Origin of the sequence: Solibacillus sp. FSL R7-0682, from assembly GCF_038005985.1 — a bacterium.
Classification (GTDB): domain Bacteria; phylum Bacillota; class Bacilli; order Bacillales_A; family Planococcaceae; genus Solibacillus.
In genome coordinates this window covers 3,436,987-3,452,831 of sequence record NZ_JBBOUI010000001.1, presented here as the reverse complement: position 1 = coordinate 3,452,831, position 15,845 = coordinate 3,436,987, and the positions used below count along the sequence as shown (strand labels likewise).

Below are 15,845 nucleotides of genomic sequence, written 5' to 3'. Positions count from 1 at the left end.
TAGGGCTAACAATAATTGTGGTAGCAGTGCGAGTTTTAACAAACGTTGGATACACACTTTTAACTAGTGGCATATTCATTATAATTATTGCTCTCTTAATTGAAAGGGGGTGGAAAAATAAATGAGTTTCTTTAAAGGTTTAAACGCTGTACAAGCACGTTCAGAGCCGTTCCTAGACCATTTAGTTAGTCTTACATCAAATGATACAGCTATCCAATATACAAGCACTAGAGCGTTACGAAACAGCGATATTTTCACAGCCGTAAAGGTCATTGCTGGGGATATTGCTTCAAGTGAATTGATGGGGAAAGGGCAGATTGTTCAATTATTAAATAATAAGCCTAACACATACACAGATAGCTGGCATTTCTTTTTCAGTATGGCAGCGAATGTATTATTAAACGGAAATGCCTTTGCAGAAATAGAACGCGATTCAGATGGGAAAGTTAAAGCAATTCACCAGATAACCAACAGTGTGAGCGTAAAGCAATTAGATAATGGCAGCATTATTTATGAAACGACCAAAGATGATGGCAAGCAGTACACACTCAAAAGTGAACAGGTTCTTCATTTCAAGTATTTCACAACGGATGGATTAGTAGGTTTAAGTCCATTGCACGCTTTGAGTGGTGAATTGAAGTTGCAAGAAAGCGGAAATAAATTGCTTTCAGGATTCTTCAATCGAGGTGTTAACGGTGGCGGTATTCTAAAGGTGAAAAAGTCTGATTTAGATACAAAAGCAAAAGAAGCGATTCGAAAAAAATTCGATGAAGCAAACGGTAGCACAGACAAAGCACTTCAAACAATCGTAATCGATGAAACATTCGAATATGAACCAATTAAGATTAACACCGAAATTTTGAAGTTAGTTAATTCTAACGATTGGACTACTAAACAGATTGCAAAAGTATATGGACTTTCTACAGATCGCTTAGGTGTGGAAGCAAACCACAGTAATACAGAACAATCTAATCGGATGTATTTACAAAACACGCTTACACATTATTTTAAGGCATTTGAAGGTGAACTATATAACAAACTAGAGGTTGATATTACTTTCAACGTTGACCGCTTTAACAGTGACGTTCAAACAACTTTTGAAAATGCAGTGAAAGCAGTGGAAAGTTCCATTATGACCATAAATGAAGCGCGTCATAAAATCGGTCTTGAGCCTATTGAAAATGGCGATAGATTAATACAAAAGAATACGAAAGAAAGCGAGGTTGCGTTATGACAAATGAAGAAAAAGAAAAGCGTTTAACTGAAAATGCAGACCTGGAAGCACCGACCAAAGCACAGACAGGGGAAGCAGATTCAGAAAACGCTCAAGATGATGATACAAAATCAGACGACACAACACAAGACGAAAAGGTTATTAGTGGTTACGCAATTAAATTTGGCACACCTTCAAAAGATTTAGGTGGCTTTGTAGAGGTTATTACACCAGAAGCATTAAAAGAGGTAGACCTATCAAATGTTATTTTGCTACATGGTCATGATTACGGTAAGCCATTAGCAAGTGTGAAGGCTGGCACATTAAAGTTAGAAGTGGATGAAACTGGACTTCGATTCGAAGCTACATTACAAGATACAACCTATGCAAACGATATTTATAAAAATATCCAAGCTGGCATCATTGATTCGATGTCATTCGGTTTCGAAATTGGTGTTGAATCATTTGATGAAAATGAAGATGGGGTTGTTACACGCAGTATTGAAAAAGTAAAAGCGTTACGTGAAATTTCAATCGTAACAGTTCCTGCTTATGACGAAAGCAATGTTCAAGTAAATACACGTTCTTATGAAGCGTGGGTAAATCAAAATACAACTAAAAAGGATGATAACAAAATGGCAAAAACATTATTAAATAACGACAATACAGAAACACGTTCATTTGAACAATACATTCGTTCACAAGGGCAAGTACGAGATGGACTTACAACAGTAAATGCAGATGTAGTTATTCCTAAAGATGTTATCGGTGAAGTATTCGATCTAAAGCGTCAACGCTATAATTTAGCACAATACGCAACAGTGAAAGAAGTATCAAATGGACAAGGTAAATACCCAATTGCAACGAATCAAGAAGCGACGTTAGCAACAAAAGCAGAATTAGCATTAATTGCAGATATTGATGCGGATATGTTCACACAGGTTGAATATGCTGTAGAAACACGAGCTGGTAAAATTGCATTATCGAATGAAGTTGTGGAAGATGCAGCAGTTGACATTGTGGGAGAGGTTAAGGCACAACTTGAAAAGTTAGTGGAAAATACAGACAATGCTAATATCATTACAAAGCTAAAAGCCTTCACAAAGGTAGATGCAACAGGATTAGACGATTTAAAGAAAGTAAACAACGTTACGCTTGATCCTGCACTTGATAAAACGGTGATTGTGAATCAAGATACATTTAATTATTTAGATACATTAAAAGATGCAGATGGACGTTATATCCTTCAACCAGATGTGACAGCTGCAAGTGGTTATTCATTATTCGGAAATCCAGTCGTAGTAATTTCAAATAAGTTACTTCCATCCCTATTAGAAGGCACTTACCCAATGATTATGGGAGATATTAAACAAGCTATTTTCGTGGCTCGTAGAAATCAAGTAACGACACAATGGGAACAATTCGATTACTATTCACAAGGGTTAGCGGTTATCGTTCGCAATGACTACCAAGTAATTGATGCAGACGCAGCACGTTACATCGAAATTACACCAGCTTAATTTGAGTTATTAAGGGGTAGGCACTATGTCTATCCCTATTTTTATAGAAAGGGAGGATTGATTATGAATTTAGTTACAGCAACATTAGAAAACGTTAAATTATCATTGCGTATAGATCATAGCTTTGATGATGGATTAATTACGGCATTACTTGATACAGCTAAAGGATATGTGAAGGATGCAATTGATAGCGATAATACAGATGGCACGATAGAAGGCTATCAACAATACGATTGGGCGGTTAGTTTGCTCACACAGCATTGGTATGAGGGACGCTTCGATACACCGAAGGAACATATCCCTACGACCGTACAAACGCTATTACAGCAAATGAGGGGGAAATACTATGCTTCCGAGTAATTATAGACATCGTATTCGCATTTTAGAGGTCACTATTGAAATAGATGAACTATTACAGGAAATTGAAGTAGAAAAGGAATTAGGCTACTTCTGGGCGGATATTCGAACGTTGAAAGGCGAGGATATTCAAACGGCTGGGATGGAATTTCAAAAGAATACGTTTCGATTTATCATGCGGTACAATCCAGCAATCACAAGCAAAATGATTATTGAATATCAAGGGCGGCGTTATGATATTGATGAAATTGTGAATGATAATTTGCGGAATAAAACACTCACGATTATTGGAAGAACGAAATTGAGTGTATAGAAATTAAGCCCGTACTATTTGGTACAGGGCTTTTTTGTTATTCTTCGATTATTTCTAATAAATCCTCAATCTTGCAATCTAAAGCCTTGCAAACTTTTTCTAGCGTCTCAAATTTAATACCATCAGTTTCTTCTTTGTATAGCTTACTTAATCCGTTTCTGTGCAAGCCAGTAACATTTGATAAGTCCGAAATTTTCATTTTACGTTCGCCAAGTAATTTAGATAAATGTACTTTTATCAACGGTTTCACCTTCCTTTGAATAAAATATACACTGTGGTAGTCATTTTTTCAACTTTAGTGTTGACAATGCACACTATAATGCATATTATAATATATATAAAGCACATTGCAATGTGCATAATATATCAATAGGTGGCGGTGAATTTACAAGAAATAAGCCGCAATTTAAATGAAGGAGTGAGGTAATTGTTTATTACACCAAAAGAATGGAGAGCGTTATCTTTACGTAATCGCATGTTATTACTTGAAGCAGCAGCAAATAAAACAAATAAAAAAGGAGAATGAGAACATGCAGCAAATTTCACAACAGTTATTGAAAAAAGCAGTACAAGAAACTAATCATAGTGTATATGCATTATCGGCACAAATAGTTCAATTAGAGGTTGTACAAGGGGCAGTAGCAAGATTAATGGAACGTATTGACGATATTGTTCACAAAGGTTGGGATAAAGACGCAAGTATGGCATTTCTGTCAATTGCTGAAATTCGTGATACTGTGCGTTTAATTGATATGGGTTTTCTTCCGTTGGTTAAAGAAATGTCAAAGGAAATAAAAGATATTAACATTCATGCGGATGCGGCATTTGATTTGCTTATTAGAAGTAAGTTGGAGCAATCGAACCAGGTAAATACAAATTGAATATACCAATTAGGGTGCAGCTACAACTAAAAAATGTGGCTGCTCGGTTAAATATGAAAGATGTATTGAGAACAATATACCTTTGTAAGTGAGCATATAGGTGGTACGAGAATAAATAATAGGAAGATTTTTAGCAAGTAGATTGGTATTAAGTTAATTTTCGTTCTTAATTAGGGATTTATTTACAAATGAGGTATATTGTATGGACTATAAACGTTAAATCGTATAATATGAAATTAATATCTTTTTAAATATATTTCGGAAGAGTTGAGAGGTTGCAATTGAATAAGTATAAGGGGTATCATGGAACAAATGAAAAGTGTGCCACGTCTATAGAGGTAGATGGGTTTAAAATTAAATCTTACTCATTTAATAAAGCACAATTAGAGCAAGTACCTGGCGATTTAGGTGCTGGAGCATACTTTTATCACGACTCAATTGATAATGCTTTTAATTTTGCTTTAAAGGAAAATAAAAAAGCAGAATCTATTCGTGTACTAGAATGTGAAATAGAAGTTGATGAGTCTAAGATATTAGATTTAAATGATAAAAAAAATAGTGACGTATTTAACCAAATTATGAAAAATGATAAAGCACTAAACACTTTAAAAAGAAGATATTTTAGTGGAATTGGTGGAAAAAGTAGAGATTGTTTAGATGGTGTAATAATTGAAAATTTAATTCATAAATCAGGTCAAGATGTTCATTTAGTAATAAAAGATACATATACTCCTTTTAAGGAGATGCCAAGATTGTCAAATTTCTTTAATGGAACTGAATTATGTGTTAAAAATAAGGGTATTATAAAAACAATTAACATCATTTAATTAAATATTTGAGGTGATTATAATGGGAATTCAATTAGGTGATTTTTTTAAAGACACTTTTAATGTATTTACACTTGAAGAAGCTGAACAGATATACAAATCAGCTGGATACGTTGATATATCTGAACTTTTCCCTGGATTTAGAGAAATAACATTTAAAATGTCTGATCAAGAATTATATAACGGAGAGCATGGTTTGTTTTCACAAACAATTAATGACTATAAATTAAATCAAAGAATGGACACTTCTACTTATGCAAAATTAGGAGGAATGATTCGAGTTAACGAATCATTATTAAAGGGAGTTGCATAAAATATGTTAAGTGATTTAAAGATAGATAGAGTAAGAGTTGATAAATCGGAATTCCGTTTTAATACAAACTTTCATGACAGTCCTGAAACACGCTTAGATCTAAATATTAGTTATGATGTAGATTTCATGGTTAGTGTAGATAACGAAAACTCTGGGATAGTTCTGTTAGAGTGTGGGGTTAATTCAAATGAAGAATTCCAACAAGTTCCATTTGTTATAGAAGTTTCAATAGTGGGTTTCTTTAGCGTAGAAAAAGGAAAGATACAAGAATATTTTGTAAATGCAGTTAGTGTTTTATTCCCTTATTTACGTGCTCATATTTCAACACTTACTTCTATCTCAGGAATACCACCTGTAACATTACCGTCGATTAATGTTATTAAGTTATTAGAATCTATTCAAATTGTTGAAGAAAATAATGCAGCTGAAGAAACAGTTGAAGATAAGAAAATAGATGAAAAGCTATAGGTCAAAATTAAAACAAACTCGTACCCTTTTGATAAGTCATGAGGGTGCGAGTTTGTTTATGTCTTAATTTTATTTTTTATTAGTAGATGTAGAATTAATTCACACATACCTGTACACACGCTTACCGAATTAATTCATCCCTATAAAGATGCCCACCAAAGCGTTTTATAATTAGCCCCAAAATCAGCCCCAATTTAGTTAATTTACATGCATTTTATTGCAAAGTAATAATGTTAACGTTCCTTTTAAAACCTTGATACATCAATACTTTAGGATATAAATACAACCCCTATTGCAACGTGCCCATTTTAGGTTGGGTGAAATAAATATGAAAACGGCTAGCATTTGTTTGAATATGCTAGCCGTTTTGTATTTTGTTGAAAAATTGTTTAGAAAATACTACAGAGTGCTATTTTTTGTGAAGTTGCTTTAGTTGGTTGTAATGGCAAATATGATGATTGCTTAGAATCTTAGCCTGCTTAAGAGCACGATAGGTTTTTTCATAAAGCTCCTCCAACTTAATGGTGTTATATGGGTAAGAACTAATACCAATCGCTAACGATAATTGAATTTCATTATTTGGTTCAAAGACGAATTGCCGGACTTTCTGATCAACCTGATAAGCAAAATGGATGGCGGACGCAGGCTCATGGAATGGTAATACAATATAAAATTGATCACTACCAATCCTTGCGATAAATCCATTATCCGGAAGTTGCTTTTGTAAAATTTCCCCGACTAGAATTATTAATTCATCACCTACTTTATAACGATATTGACAATTTATATTTTGAAAATTTCTAATATCAATATGGAGTAATTCAAATGGTGTTCGGGCATTCATATAAGAAATTATTTTCTGCTCTGCGGCTTTACTGTTAGGAAGTTGTGTTAAAAAATCCATTTTACCAAGTTGATAAATCCGTTTGATTTGACTACTTGTATCCTCCAACTGTGAGAGTAGTGTTCGAATGACATAAAATGCAGCAGTAGAAAAAATTAAATAAATAACTAAATATAAAATACCTTGGCTTGAACATTTATAGTAGATGAGCAACACCAAAATATGCTCAAAAGTTAAAGCGAAGAAGTAAATTGGCATATTTTGATATGTAATCGGTCTTTTATATGCGATAGCGGCAGTAATAAGGGTTACAAATAGTATGTTATACATCATGATATAAGATAAAGTTGAAGTGAAAAGTAGGGCTTCACGGCTAAAGACAATAATAAGACCTATAATAAGAACGGAAACAGGTCCACCGAGTAAACCACCAAACAATAAGAATATTGTACGATTATTAATTAATACCCCGTTGGCAAATGGGGCGGTTAAAACTGTTAAAATAAGTGCACCAACACCGAATGAAATTCCTACAATAACAGACTTATATTTGCTAATAAATGGCTTGTTAGAATATTGAGTAAACAGCCAAAATATTAGTACTGTAAAACAAAATAATATTGAAAAGTTCACAAAAAACTCAGAAAACATAATTTTCCCCACTTTATGAAAGATTGACGGCTTAATTACTTTACCGTAAATTCCTATTCTTTATATCATAATAACAAAATTGATAATAGCCCTTTTGAATAGGTCAGTTGAAAATATACATTACTGTTGAAAAAATAGATACTTTCATCCTATAATAATAAGGTTATATAAGAAAAGAAGGGCGGTCCACTTTACCATGAAAGATGTCGGAAAGAACGTCAAAATTAAGCTCGTTTCTTCCATCATTCCAACTGAGGGCGAGCTTGAAAAATATGAAATGTGGCTTGAAGGCAACCTTCTAGAAAAGGGTGGCAGTCATTATTTACGCTACGAAGAAGTACAGGAAGAATTACAAATTCAAACGACTGTTAAGTTAAACCCAGAGCGATCGTTTATTAACCGTAATGGTGGTGTTACTATGCGGCTACCGCTAAATCCCACAATACGTGAGAACGGGCATTATGAAAGTCCCTTTGGCTCATTACCACTTGTGACACATACAGACCAGCTAGCGATTGAGGTCAATAAGGGAGACAAAGTTTCAGGAAACTTTAAAACACAATATGATCTTATAATTGGCGGCAATTCAGTCGGCAAATACACATTAGAAATTCAATTTTCGGAGGTACAGTAATGAACGCAGTAGAACAATTACAGCAATCGATTAAAGATGCGTTAAAAGCGGCGATCGATAAAGCAGGCTTAGTAGAAGCTGGCACAGAAATAAATATTCATTTAGAAACACCAAAAGATAAAGCAAATGGCGACTTTGCAACAAACGTAGCAATGCAACTAACTAAATTAGCTAAAAAGCCCCCACGTGCTATTGCAGAAGCAATTCTAGAAAATCTTGAAACAGCAGGCACAGATATTGAAAAAATCGACATCGCAGGCCCTGGTTTCATGAACATTACCGTACGTAAAGATTTCTTAGCAGGTGTTGTAAAAGCGGCATTCGAACAAGGACAAAACTACGGTCGGTCAAACGCTGGTAATGCACAAAAAGTACAAGTGGAGTTTGTTTCTGCAAACCCAACAGGTGATTTACACTTAGGACATGCCCGTGGTGCGTCAGTAGGGGATTCTTTATGTAACGTAATGGACTTCGCAGGCTTTAACGTATCTCGTGAATACTATATTAATGACGCAGGTAACCAAATTAACAACTTGGCGTACTCATTAGAAGCGCGTTACAAGCAGGCATTAAATATGGACGCTGAAATGCCAGAAGACGGTTACCATGGGCCAGATATTGTTGAAATTGCTGGGAAATTAGCAGAGCAATTTGGTACTGAAATTTTGGAGAAATCAGAAGAAGAACGTTTTAACTTCTTCCGTGAGCACGGTTTAAAATTAGAATTAGCGAAATTACAAAACGATCTAAAAAACTTCCGAGTTGAATTTGATGTTTGGTATTCCGAAACATCTTTATACAAAAATGGGAAAATTGAGATTGCTTTAGATAAGTTAAAAGCAAATGGTCACGTATTTGAAGAAGAAGGCGCAACTTGGTTCCGTTCAACTACATTTGGTGACGATAAAGACCGCGTATTAATTAAAAACGACGGTTCATTTACTTACTTAACACCAGATATCGCATACCATGAAGATAAATTACATCGTGGCTTTGATAAATTAATTAATATTTGGGGCGCGGACCACCATGGTTATATTCCACGTATGAAAGCAGCAATTGAAGCGTTAGGATATGACCGAGGTACATTAGAAGTAGATATTATCCAAATGGTGCAGCTATACAAAAACGGCGAGAAATTCAAAATGTCGAAACGTACGGGTAACGCAGTTACAATGCGTGAATTAGTAGAAGAAGTGGGCTTAGATGCTGTACGTTACTTCTTTGTAAAAACGGCAGGCGATTCACATATGGACTTTGACTTAGATTTAGCTGTTTCACAATCTAACGAAAACCCAGTGTATTATGCACAATATGCACACGCACGTATTTCGTCAATTTTACGTTCAGCACAAGAGCAAGGATTTACAGCTTCTTTAGAAAATTTAGCGTTATTAACAGCTGAAAAAGAAGAAGACGTACTGAAAAAAGTGGGTGCATTCCCACAAATCGTGGCAGATGCAGCGAAACACCGCACACCACACCGTATCGCCAACTACATTCAAGATTTAGCAGCTGCATTCCACAGCTTCTACAATGCGGAAAAAGTATTAAACCAAGATAACAAAGAGCTAACTGAAGCGCGTCTTGCATTAATTACAGCAGTAAAAACAACATTAGCAAATGCATTGAAATTAATTGGTGTATCAGCACCAGAAAAAATGTAAACAACGAACTTCTGTAAAAATACAATCCCATTCTGTAGCGAAAGGCGAAGCCGACAGCTACAAATGCATTGAAATTAATTGGTGTATCAGCACCAGAAAAAATGTAAACAACAAACTTCTGTAAAAATACAATCCCATTCTGTAGCGAAAGGCGAAGCCGACAGCTACAAATGCATTGAAATTAATTGGTGTATCAGCACCAGAGAAAATGTAAATTACTTTTAAGGGAGCCTTCTTCAAACGAAGAAAGCTCCCTTATTTTTAGCTTGAAATAATTCCTATATAATTGACTCAGGAATTTCCGACATTAATATTGAACTCAATAATAGAGTGGAGAGTAGAATAAATAAAATAGGTGGTGTTTCATTTGAGTAAACAATTATTTATTCATACGGAAGAACAACGTGAATGGTTAAAAAAATTAGAGACATTGGAGGAAAGCTTTAAAGCAAACGCTCGTAAAATAGATGAAGAATCTATTTTTCCATTTGAAAATTTCAAAAAGCTACGTGAAATAGGGTATACAAAAATTACTTTACCAAAACAATATGGCGGTGCTGGTTTATCGGTCTATGATGCAGTATTACTTCATGAAACATTATCAAGTTATTGTGGTAGCACGGGGTTAGCAGCTTCATGGACAATTCAAAACGTCGGTGAAATTTTTGAAAATCGTTATTGGCCTGTAGAAAAAATAGACTGGTTCGCTGAGCAGGTCAATAATGGAGCGACCGTAAACCGGGCAGTAAGCGAATTTGCCATGGGTAGTCCTGTACGAGGGGGAAAACCAGGCACAACAGCTGTAAGAGATGGGGAGTTCTATCTTATTAATGGACGTAAAAATTATACGAGTGGAGCCCCAGATTTAGATTATTTTTTAGTGTCGGCCTGGATTGAAGATGATAACCATTTAGGGTTTTTCCTCGTTCCAAAAACAGCTAAGGGTGTATTAGTAGAAACTACGTGGGATGTTATGTCGATGCGTGGTACAGGAAGCGATGATCTTGTACTTAATCATGTACGTGTGGAGCGCTCTAATTTAGTTGAAATACCAAGTTATTCTACAGGTTTTAAACTGAATGGATGGCTGTTATTAATACCTGCGACATATTTAGGAATTGCTCAAGCAGCAAGGGATTATGCAGTACAGTTTGCTAAAAACCATTCACCAAATAGTATTCAAGGGACGATTGCACAACTACCGAATGTCCAAACGTTAATTGGAGAAATGGATTTAGCTTTAACAAATGCACGTTTTACGATTTATGGAGTTGCGCAGTTATACAATGATGCTACAAAAAAAGCTGAAATCGTCAACGAAATCAATATCGCAAAGCATGTCGTAACGAATACGGCGATCGATGTTGTTGACAAGGCAATGCGACTTGTCGGGGCAAAAAGTTTACAACGTTCAAATCCACTTCAACGCTATTACCGAGATGTGCGTGCGGGTCTTCACAATCCACCAATGGACGATTTAACAATAAAACGCTTAGCGGAAACAGCAATTCTTTAATGATTATAGAGGAATTTTCTGAAAATTTTCCAATCGTTACATACATTAAATTTAATTTCCGCTATAATGTAAGAAGTAAAAAATGAATATTACGTGTGAAGGTTCTTATTTTTATTTGAAAATAAGGAGTAAAAGGGAAATCGGTTCAAATCCGATGCGGTCCCGCCACTGTAAATGCTAGTTTGTATCAAAAGCCACTGATTATGTTTATTGGGAAGGCGATACGAAATGTTCAAGCATAAGCCAGGAGACCTGCCTTTACATTACCCAAATGATACCTACGCGGATAGGATGGGGTGAATAATTTTTATATTATTTACTTTTATCTTAAGTCTCCTAATGTAGGAGGCTTTTCTTTTTGAGGAGGAACTATCAATGAAAAAATGGCAACAATTATCTTCTGTAGGACTTGTATCACTCGTAATTCTTTCAGCATGTGGTGCGGAGGAAGCTACAAATAAGACACCTAATGAAGAACAAACGGATCAAACGACAGAACAAACAAAAGCACTATTTCCAGTGGCGTTAAAAGATGCTTTACAAAAAGAAGTGACAATGGAAAAAGCACCGGAGCGCATCGTATCACTTATCCCATCCAATACTGAAATTTTATTCGAACTAGGGCTAAATGAACAAATAGTCGGAGTTAATGATAACGATAATTATCCAGAAGAAGCGGCTACGAAAGAAAAAGTAGGTGGAATGGAATTCAATATAGAAGCCATTATTGCATTGCAACCGGACTTAGTATTAGCGCACGAATCAGGGCTTTATAGCTTTGGTGAAGAAGCGATAGCACAACTTGAAGCAATAGGTATTCCAGTATTCGTTGTAAAAAATGCCTTAACTTTTGAAGAAACATATACAACGATCGAGCAAATTGGTCAGCTAACGGGGAAAACGTCTGAAGCGACTGAAATAATTGCCTCTATACAGCAAGGGATTACAGAAATCGAAAACAAAGTAACGGACCTTGAAGAGAAATCAGTATTTATCGTTGTTGGAACAGAACCTGATTTATATGCAGCAGGGCAGGATACTTTTATTGATGAGATGTTAGATGTTCTGAATGTTGAAAATGTTGTGCAAGAGCTAGGTTGGCCAATGTATAGTGCTGAGCAATTTGTGAGTAGTAATGCAGATGTGATTTTAGTCACGTATGAGAGTGATATAGATGCTATTTCAAACAATGCAGCATATGCAGAAATGAAGGCAGTGAAGACTGACAATATTAAACTTGTTGATGGCGATACAACAACACGTCAAGGTCCTCGAATTGTAGAAGGTATTGAGTCAATCGCAGAAGCAATTTATCCAGAGGCATTTAATGAATAAAAAATATACAATCGCTTATGTAATATCGATTGTATTACTTTTTAGCAGTGTTTGGATTGGTATTTCATTTGGTTCGGTCGATATTCCCTTTTCGACATTATGGGATAAAACGACGGATCCTGTAGCATACAGCATCCTTTGGAAAATTCGTATGCCTCGTGTCATTTTAGCAGCATTAATCGGGGCATCACTGGCTATTGCGGGTGCAGCATTTCAAGGCTTACTTAAAAATCCATTAGCGGATCCATACACTCTGGGTGTTTCATCAGGGGCTTCCGTTGGTGCAGTTATGACAATTTTTTTAGGCATTTCAATTCCGGTGTTAGGAACGTTTACACTACCGGTATTTAGTATGGCTGGTGCTGCACTTACAATGTTTGTCGTATTAAGCTTTGCGAAGCTAGTAGACCGTACGATGAAAATGGAAACTTTAATTTTAACAGGAATTATTTTTAGTTCTTTTCTTGGCTCATGTATTTCATTGATGGTTGCTTTAACAGGTGAGCAACTCCGAGAAATAATTGGCTGGCTATTGGGTAGTGTGTCGATGCGCGGCTGGCCATATGTAAAAATGGTTGTTCCATTTATGATAATAGGAACGGTCATGCTTTGGTTAAAGCGCCGTGAGCTAAACGCGATGATTTACGGAGAAGAACGTGCGCAATATTTAGGGGTAGATGTAAAACGGAGTAAATATATCATTTTAGCAGGTGGTTCGATTTTAACAGGGGCCGCAGTAGCAGCATCTGGTACGATTGGCTTTGTTGGGTTAGTTGTACCACATATGGTCCGGATTTTAATCGGTGCAGATCATCGACATTTATTAAGTCTTTCTTTTTTAAACGGTGCAAGTTTACTTGTCATTTGTGACTTAGTATCCCGTACAATTATTGCCCCAATAGAGCTTCCAATAGGGGTGATTACATCCTTTATTGGGGCTCCAGTGTTTGCTTATATATTCTTTAAGCAACGAAGAAAGGGGGTAGCGTAATGTTAAAAGTACATCAATTAACAGGTGGCTATGCAGGGGAATCGATTGTTAAAAATATGACGTTTCACGTGAAAAAAGGCAAGATTCTTGGTATTCTCGGTCCAAATGGTAGTGGGAAATCGACATTATTAAAGCTGATTAGTGGAGTAATAAAGCCTACAAACGGAGAAGTTTATATTAATAATAAGTCTATCGAAAGCTATGATGTTAGACAGTTGGCAAAAAAAATGGCAGTGCTTCCACAATTACATGCGAGTACCTTTTCAAATGCTGTTTACGATGCAGTCTCCTTAGGACGATATCCACATCAAAGTGGCTTTTTCTCTTCCTGGTCAAAAGAGGATGAAGAAATTGTACAGCGTGCGATGGAAAGTACAGGTGTATCCCGTTATCAGCAACAATATTTAGAGTTTTTATCCGGTGGTGAACAACAACGTGTTTTTATTGCCCAAGCGCTCGCCCAAAACGCAGAGCTCTTATTATTAGATGAGCCGACGAATCATTTAGACATTGCCCATCAAAAGCAAATTTTGGATATGCTTCGTAGGGAAGTCGAAGAAAATGAACTGACTGTAGTTTCTATTTTTCATGATATTAATTTAGCATCATTATATTGCGATGAGTTATTGTTATTAGAAAACGGGGAACTAAGAGCATACGGATTGCCCCATGAAGTTATTTTAGAAGAGCAAATTGCCGATGTGTATCAAGCACGTGTAGCGACGTATCCCCATCCTGAATTACCAAAACCACAAATTACGATGCTTCCAGCAAATGAAGTAGGGCTTGTTAATTCAAAAGTAAGTGTGAGCGATTTTGTCATTACAAAGGAATATATTGAATACAGATCGAAATCACCATTAAAGGTAATTTCATCTGCCGTTCATAATGCAGGAATAGGCTGGTATGAAACATTTTTAAATCGCGCCATTTCCCCATATTATAATATTGAGCTAGTAAAAGAAGAAACATTGGCGTTTTTAGTACAACGAAAATTTTCTCCGACGAACACAGTTGTGATGTTAACGGCAGTGCCAACTGAATGTGTAGCAATTCAAAGTTTTTCTGCCAATGAACTTGAAATTATTGTTATGGTAACTGCAGGAATTGGTAATAGTGTCGATGTAACGAAAACCTATTTACGAGATGAAGATCCTCATGTCGGTACGATTAATACATGGGTATTCATCAACGGGAAATTAACGGATGAGGCATTTATTCAAGCGATGATTACTGCTACGGAGGCGAAAACGAAAGCTTTAGCTGATCAACAAGTAATAGACCCTTTTACAGGAACAATTGCTACAAGTACAGCTACTGACAGCTTGTTAATTGCAGCAACTCAGTATGGGAAAGTAATGCCTTATGCTGGTCCAATTACTGAAGTAGGAAAGTTAATTGGTCGTGGTGTGTTTGAAGTGACGATTGCAGCAATTAATAAGTATAAGAAAGCACAAAACAACGATACTTTTTAACATTAATTAAGTATTTTATCAAAAAAGAAAGGGTGGAGTATTATGAAATTATATACGAAGCAAGGCGACACGGGTAAGACGAGTATTATTGGAGGCCGCGTTGATAAGGATCATTTACGTGTAGAGGCATACGGAACAATTGACGAGCTAAATTCCTTTATTGGAAAAGCAGTTAGTGAATTAGATTCGGCAAAATTTCAAGATGTCATTAATGATTTAACAGCGATTCAGCATGAGTTATTCGATGGTGGCGGGGACTTAGCAAATGTGATGAAAGAACGTCACAATAAGTTATCAGAAGAGCCGATTGCTATTTTAGAAAAACGTATTGATGCACTGTCAGATGAAGCACCTGCCTTACAACGTTTTATTTTACCAGGGGGTGCACCAGCCGCAGCAACGCTTCATATTGCAAGAACAGTTGCGCGACGTGCTGAGCGTCAAACGGTCTCGTTAATGAAGGAAATTGATGACGTGTCACCGATTGTTCAAAAATATTTAAACCGTTTATCGGATTATTTATTTGCTGCTGCACGAGTAGTAAATCACCGTTTAAGTATAAAAGATGTTGAATATATCCGAAGTGCCAATGTCTTTAAATAGGCTGTAGCTACAATTTGTAGCTATTGTTGTGAATAACTAATGATGAAAAATGCTAGCTAATGACGGTAAAATTGTCTTGCTAGCATTTTTTATTTTTAATTTAATTTTCAGAATAAAAGACGAATTATATTGACTGAATGCTCATTCATAATTAAAATGAACTTATACAATAGTATGGAAATATAGTTTGTTTCACGCAGCTATACGTACAAAGGGGTATGAACATAGCGAAACAGG

The 15,845-nt window shown here is 35.9% G+C and carries 17 protein-coding genes and 1 riboswitch; of the genes, 15 read left to right on the top strand and 2 right to left on the bottom strand.

Annotated elements, in window-relative coordinates; translation table 11 throughout:
• The first annotated feature begins 121 nt into the window (after window positions 1–121).
• The 4 genes from MKZ17_RS17340 to MKZ17_RS17325 all read left to right on the top strand — a co-directional run bounded on the left by MKZ17_RS17340 (window position 122) and on the right by MKZ17_RS17325 (window position 3,403).
• Window positions 122–1,234 (top strand): phage portal protein, encoded by a 1,113-nt coding sequence (locus tag MKZ17_RS17340; RefSeq protein ID WP_340724987.1) that lies wholly within the window; start codon window positions 122–124, stop codon window positions 1,232–1,234.
• Window positions 1,231–2,733 carry a phage major capsid protein gene (locus MKZ17_RS17335; RefSeq protein WP_340724986.1) on the top strand — a complete coding sequence of 501 codons (1,503 nt, stop codon included), beginning with the start codon at window positions 1,231–1,233 and terminating at the stop codon, window positions 2,731–2,733. Before MKZ17_RS17340 ends, MKZ17_RS17335 begins: the two co-directional genes overlap by 4 nt.
• 63 nt (window positions 2,734–2,796) lie before the next feature.
• On the top strand, window positions 2,797–3,093 hold the full coding sequence (locus MKZ17_RS17330) for a head-tail connector protein (protein WP_340724985.1): 297 nt from the start codon (window positions 2,797–2,799) through the stop codon (window positions 3,091–3,093).
• Window positions 3,080–3,403: a phage head closure protein gene (locus tag MKZ17_RS17325; protein ID WP_340724984.1), complete on the top strand. Its 324-nt coding sequence runs from the start codon at window positions 3,080–3,082 to the stop codon at window positions 3,401–3,403. The genes MKZ17_RS17330 and MKZ17_RS17325 overlap by 14 nt, the downstream gene beginning before the upstream one ends.
• A gap of 37 nt (window positions 3,404–3,440) precedes the next feature.
• Here MKZ17_RS17325 and MKZ17_RS17320 read toward each other — a convergent pair whose 3' ends face one another.
• Window positions 3,441–3,644 carry a helix-turn-helix domain-containing protein gene (locus MKZ17_RS17320; protein WP_340724983.1) on the bottom strand — a complete coding sequence of 68 codons (204 nt, stop codon included), beginning with the start codon at window positions 3,642–3,644 and terminating at the stop codon, window positions 3,441–3,443.
• 289 nt (window positions 3,645–3,933) lie between these two features.
• Here MKZ17_RS17320 and MKZ17_RS17315 point away from each other — a divergent pair, with 289 nt between their 5' ends.
• The 4 genes from MKZ17_RS17315 (at window position 3,934) to MKZ17_RS17300 (ending at window position 5,892) form a co-directional block, all read left to right on the top strand.
• Window positions 3,934–4,284, top strand: coding sequence for a hypothetical protein (locus MKZ17_RS17315; protein ID WP_340724982.1), 351 nt, complete (start codon window positions 3,934–3,936; stop codon window positions 4,282–4,284).
• 281 nt (window positions 4,285–4,565) lie between these two features.
• A complete protein-coding gene (locus MKZ17_RS17310; protein WP_340724981.1) occupies window positions 4,566–5,111 on the top strand; it encodes a hypothetical protein in 546 nt (181 codons plus the stop codon).
• Between the two features lie 22 nt (window positions 5,112–5,133).
• Window positions 5,134–5,424 (top strand): hypothetical protein, encoded by a 291-nt coding sequence (locus MKZ17_RS17305; RefSeq protein WP_340724980.1) that lies wholly within the window; start codon window positions 5,134–5,136, stop codon window positions 5,422–5,424.
• Window positions 5,425–5,427: 3 nt separating this feature from the next.
• Entirely contained in the window at window positions 5,428–5,892 is a 465-nt protein-coding gene (locus tag MKZ17_RS17300; RefSeq protein WP_340724979.1) for a protein-export chaperone SecB, read from the top strand.
• 409 nt (window positions 5,893–6,301) lie between these two features.
• Here the strand turns inward: MKZ17_RS17300 and MKZ17_RS17295 are convergent, their stop codons facing one another.
• Window positions 6,302–7,387 carry a GGDEF domain-containing protein gene (locus MKZ17_RS17295; RefSeq protein ID WP_340724978.1) on the bottom strand — a complete coding sequence of 362 codons (1,086 nt, stop codon included), beginning with the start codon at window positions 7,385–7,387 and terminating at the stop codon, window positions 6,302–6,304.
• A 196-nt stretch (window positions 7,388–7,583) separates the two neighbouring features.
• On the opposite strand from MKZ17_RS17295, the gene MKZ17_RS17290 reads away from it, so the two are divergent.
• The 7 genes from MKZ17_RS17290 (at window position 7,584) to MKZ17_RS17260 (ending at window position 15,608) form a co-directional block, all read left to right on the top strand.
• Window positions 7,584–8,021: a DUF1934 domain-containing protein gene (locus MKZ17_RS17290; protein WP_340724977.1), complete on the top strand. Its 438-nt coding sequence runs from the start codon at window positions 7,584–7,586 to the stop codon at window positions 8,019–8,021.
• Window positions 8,021–9,688 (top strand): arginine--tRNA ligase, encoded by a 1,668-nt coding sequence (gene argS, locus MKZ17_RS17285; protein WP_340724976.1) that lies wholly within the window; start codon window positions 8,021–8,023, stop codon window positions 9,686–9,688. The genes MKZ17_RS17290 and argS overlap by 1 nt, the downstream gene beginning before the upstream one ends.
• Before the next feature lie 367 nt (window positions 9,689–10,055).
• Window positions 10,056–11,204 (top strand): acyl-CoA dehydrogenase family protein, encoded by a 1,149-nt coding sequence (locus MKZ17_RS17280; protein ID WP_340724975.1) that lies wholly within the window; start codon window positions 10,056–10,058, stop codon window positions 11,202–11,204.
• An 82-nt stretch (window positions 11,205–11,286) separates the two neighbouring features.
• A riboswitch (cobalamin riboswitch) is annotated at window positions 11,287–11,478 on the top strand.
• Between the two features lie 101 nt (window positions 11,479–11,579).
• Window positions 11,580–12,539 (top strand): ABC transporter substrate-binding protein, encoded by a 960-nt coding sequence (locus MKZ17_RS17275; RefSeq protein ID WP_340724974.1) that lies wholly within the window; start codon window positions 11,580–11,582, stop codon window positions 12,537–12,539.
• Window positions 12,532–13,530: a FecCD family ABC transporter permease gene (locus MKZ17_RS17270; RefSeq protein WP_340724973.1), complete on the top strand. Its 999-nt coding sequence runs from the start codon at window positions 12,532–12,534 to the stop codon at window positions 13,528–13,530. The genes MKZ17_RS17275 and MKZ17_RS17270 overlap by 8 nt, the downstream gene beginning before the upstream one ends.
• Entirely contained in the window at window positions 13,530–15,005 is a 1,476-nt protein-coding gene (locus MKZ17_RS17265) for an adenosylcobinamide amidohydrolase (protein WP_340724972.1), read from the top strand. The genes MKZ17_RS17270 and MKZ17_RS17265 overlap by 1 nt, the downstream gene beginning before the upstream one ends.
• A gap of 42 nt (window positions 15,006–15,047) precedes the next feature.
• Window positions 15,048–15,608 (top strand): cob(I)yrinic acid a,c-diamide adenosyltransferase, encoded by a 561-nt coding sequence (locus MKZ17_RS17260; RefSeq protein ID WP_340724971.1) that lies wholly within the window; start codon window positions 15,048–15,050, stop codon window positions 15,606–15,608.
• Window positions 15,609–15,845 lie beyond the last annotated feature (237 nt).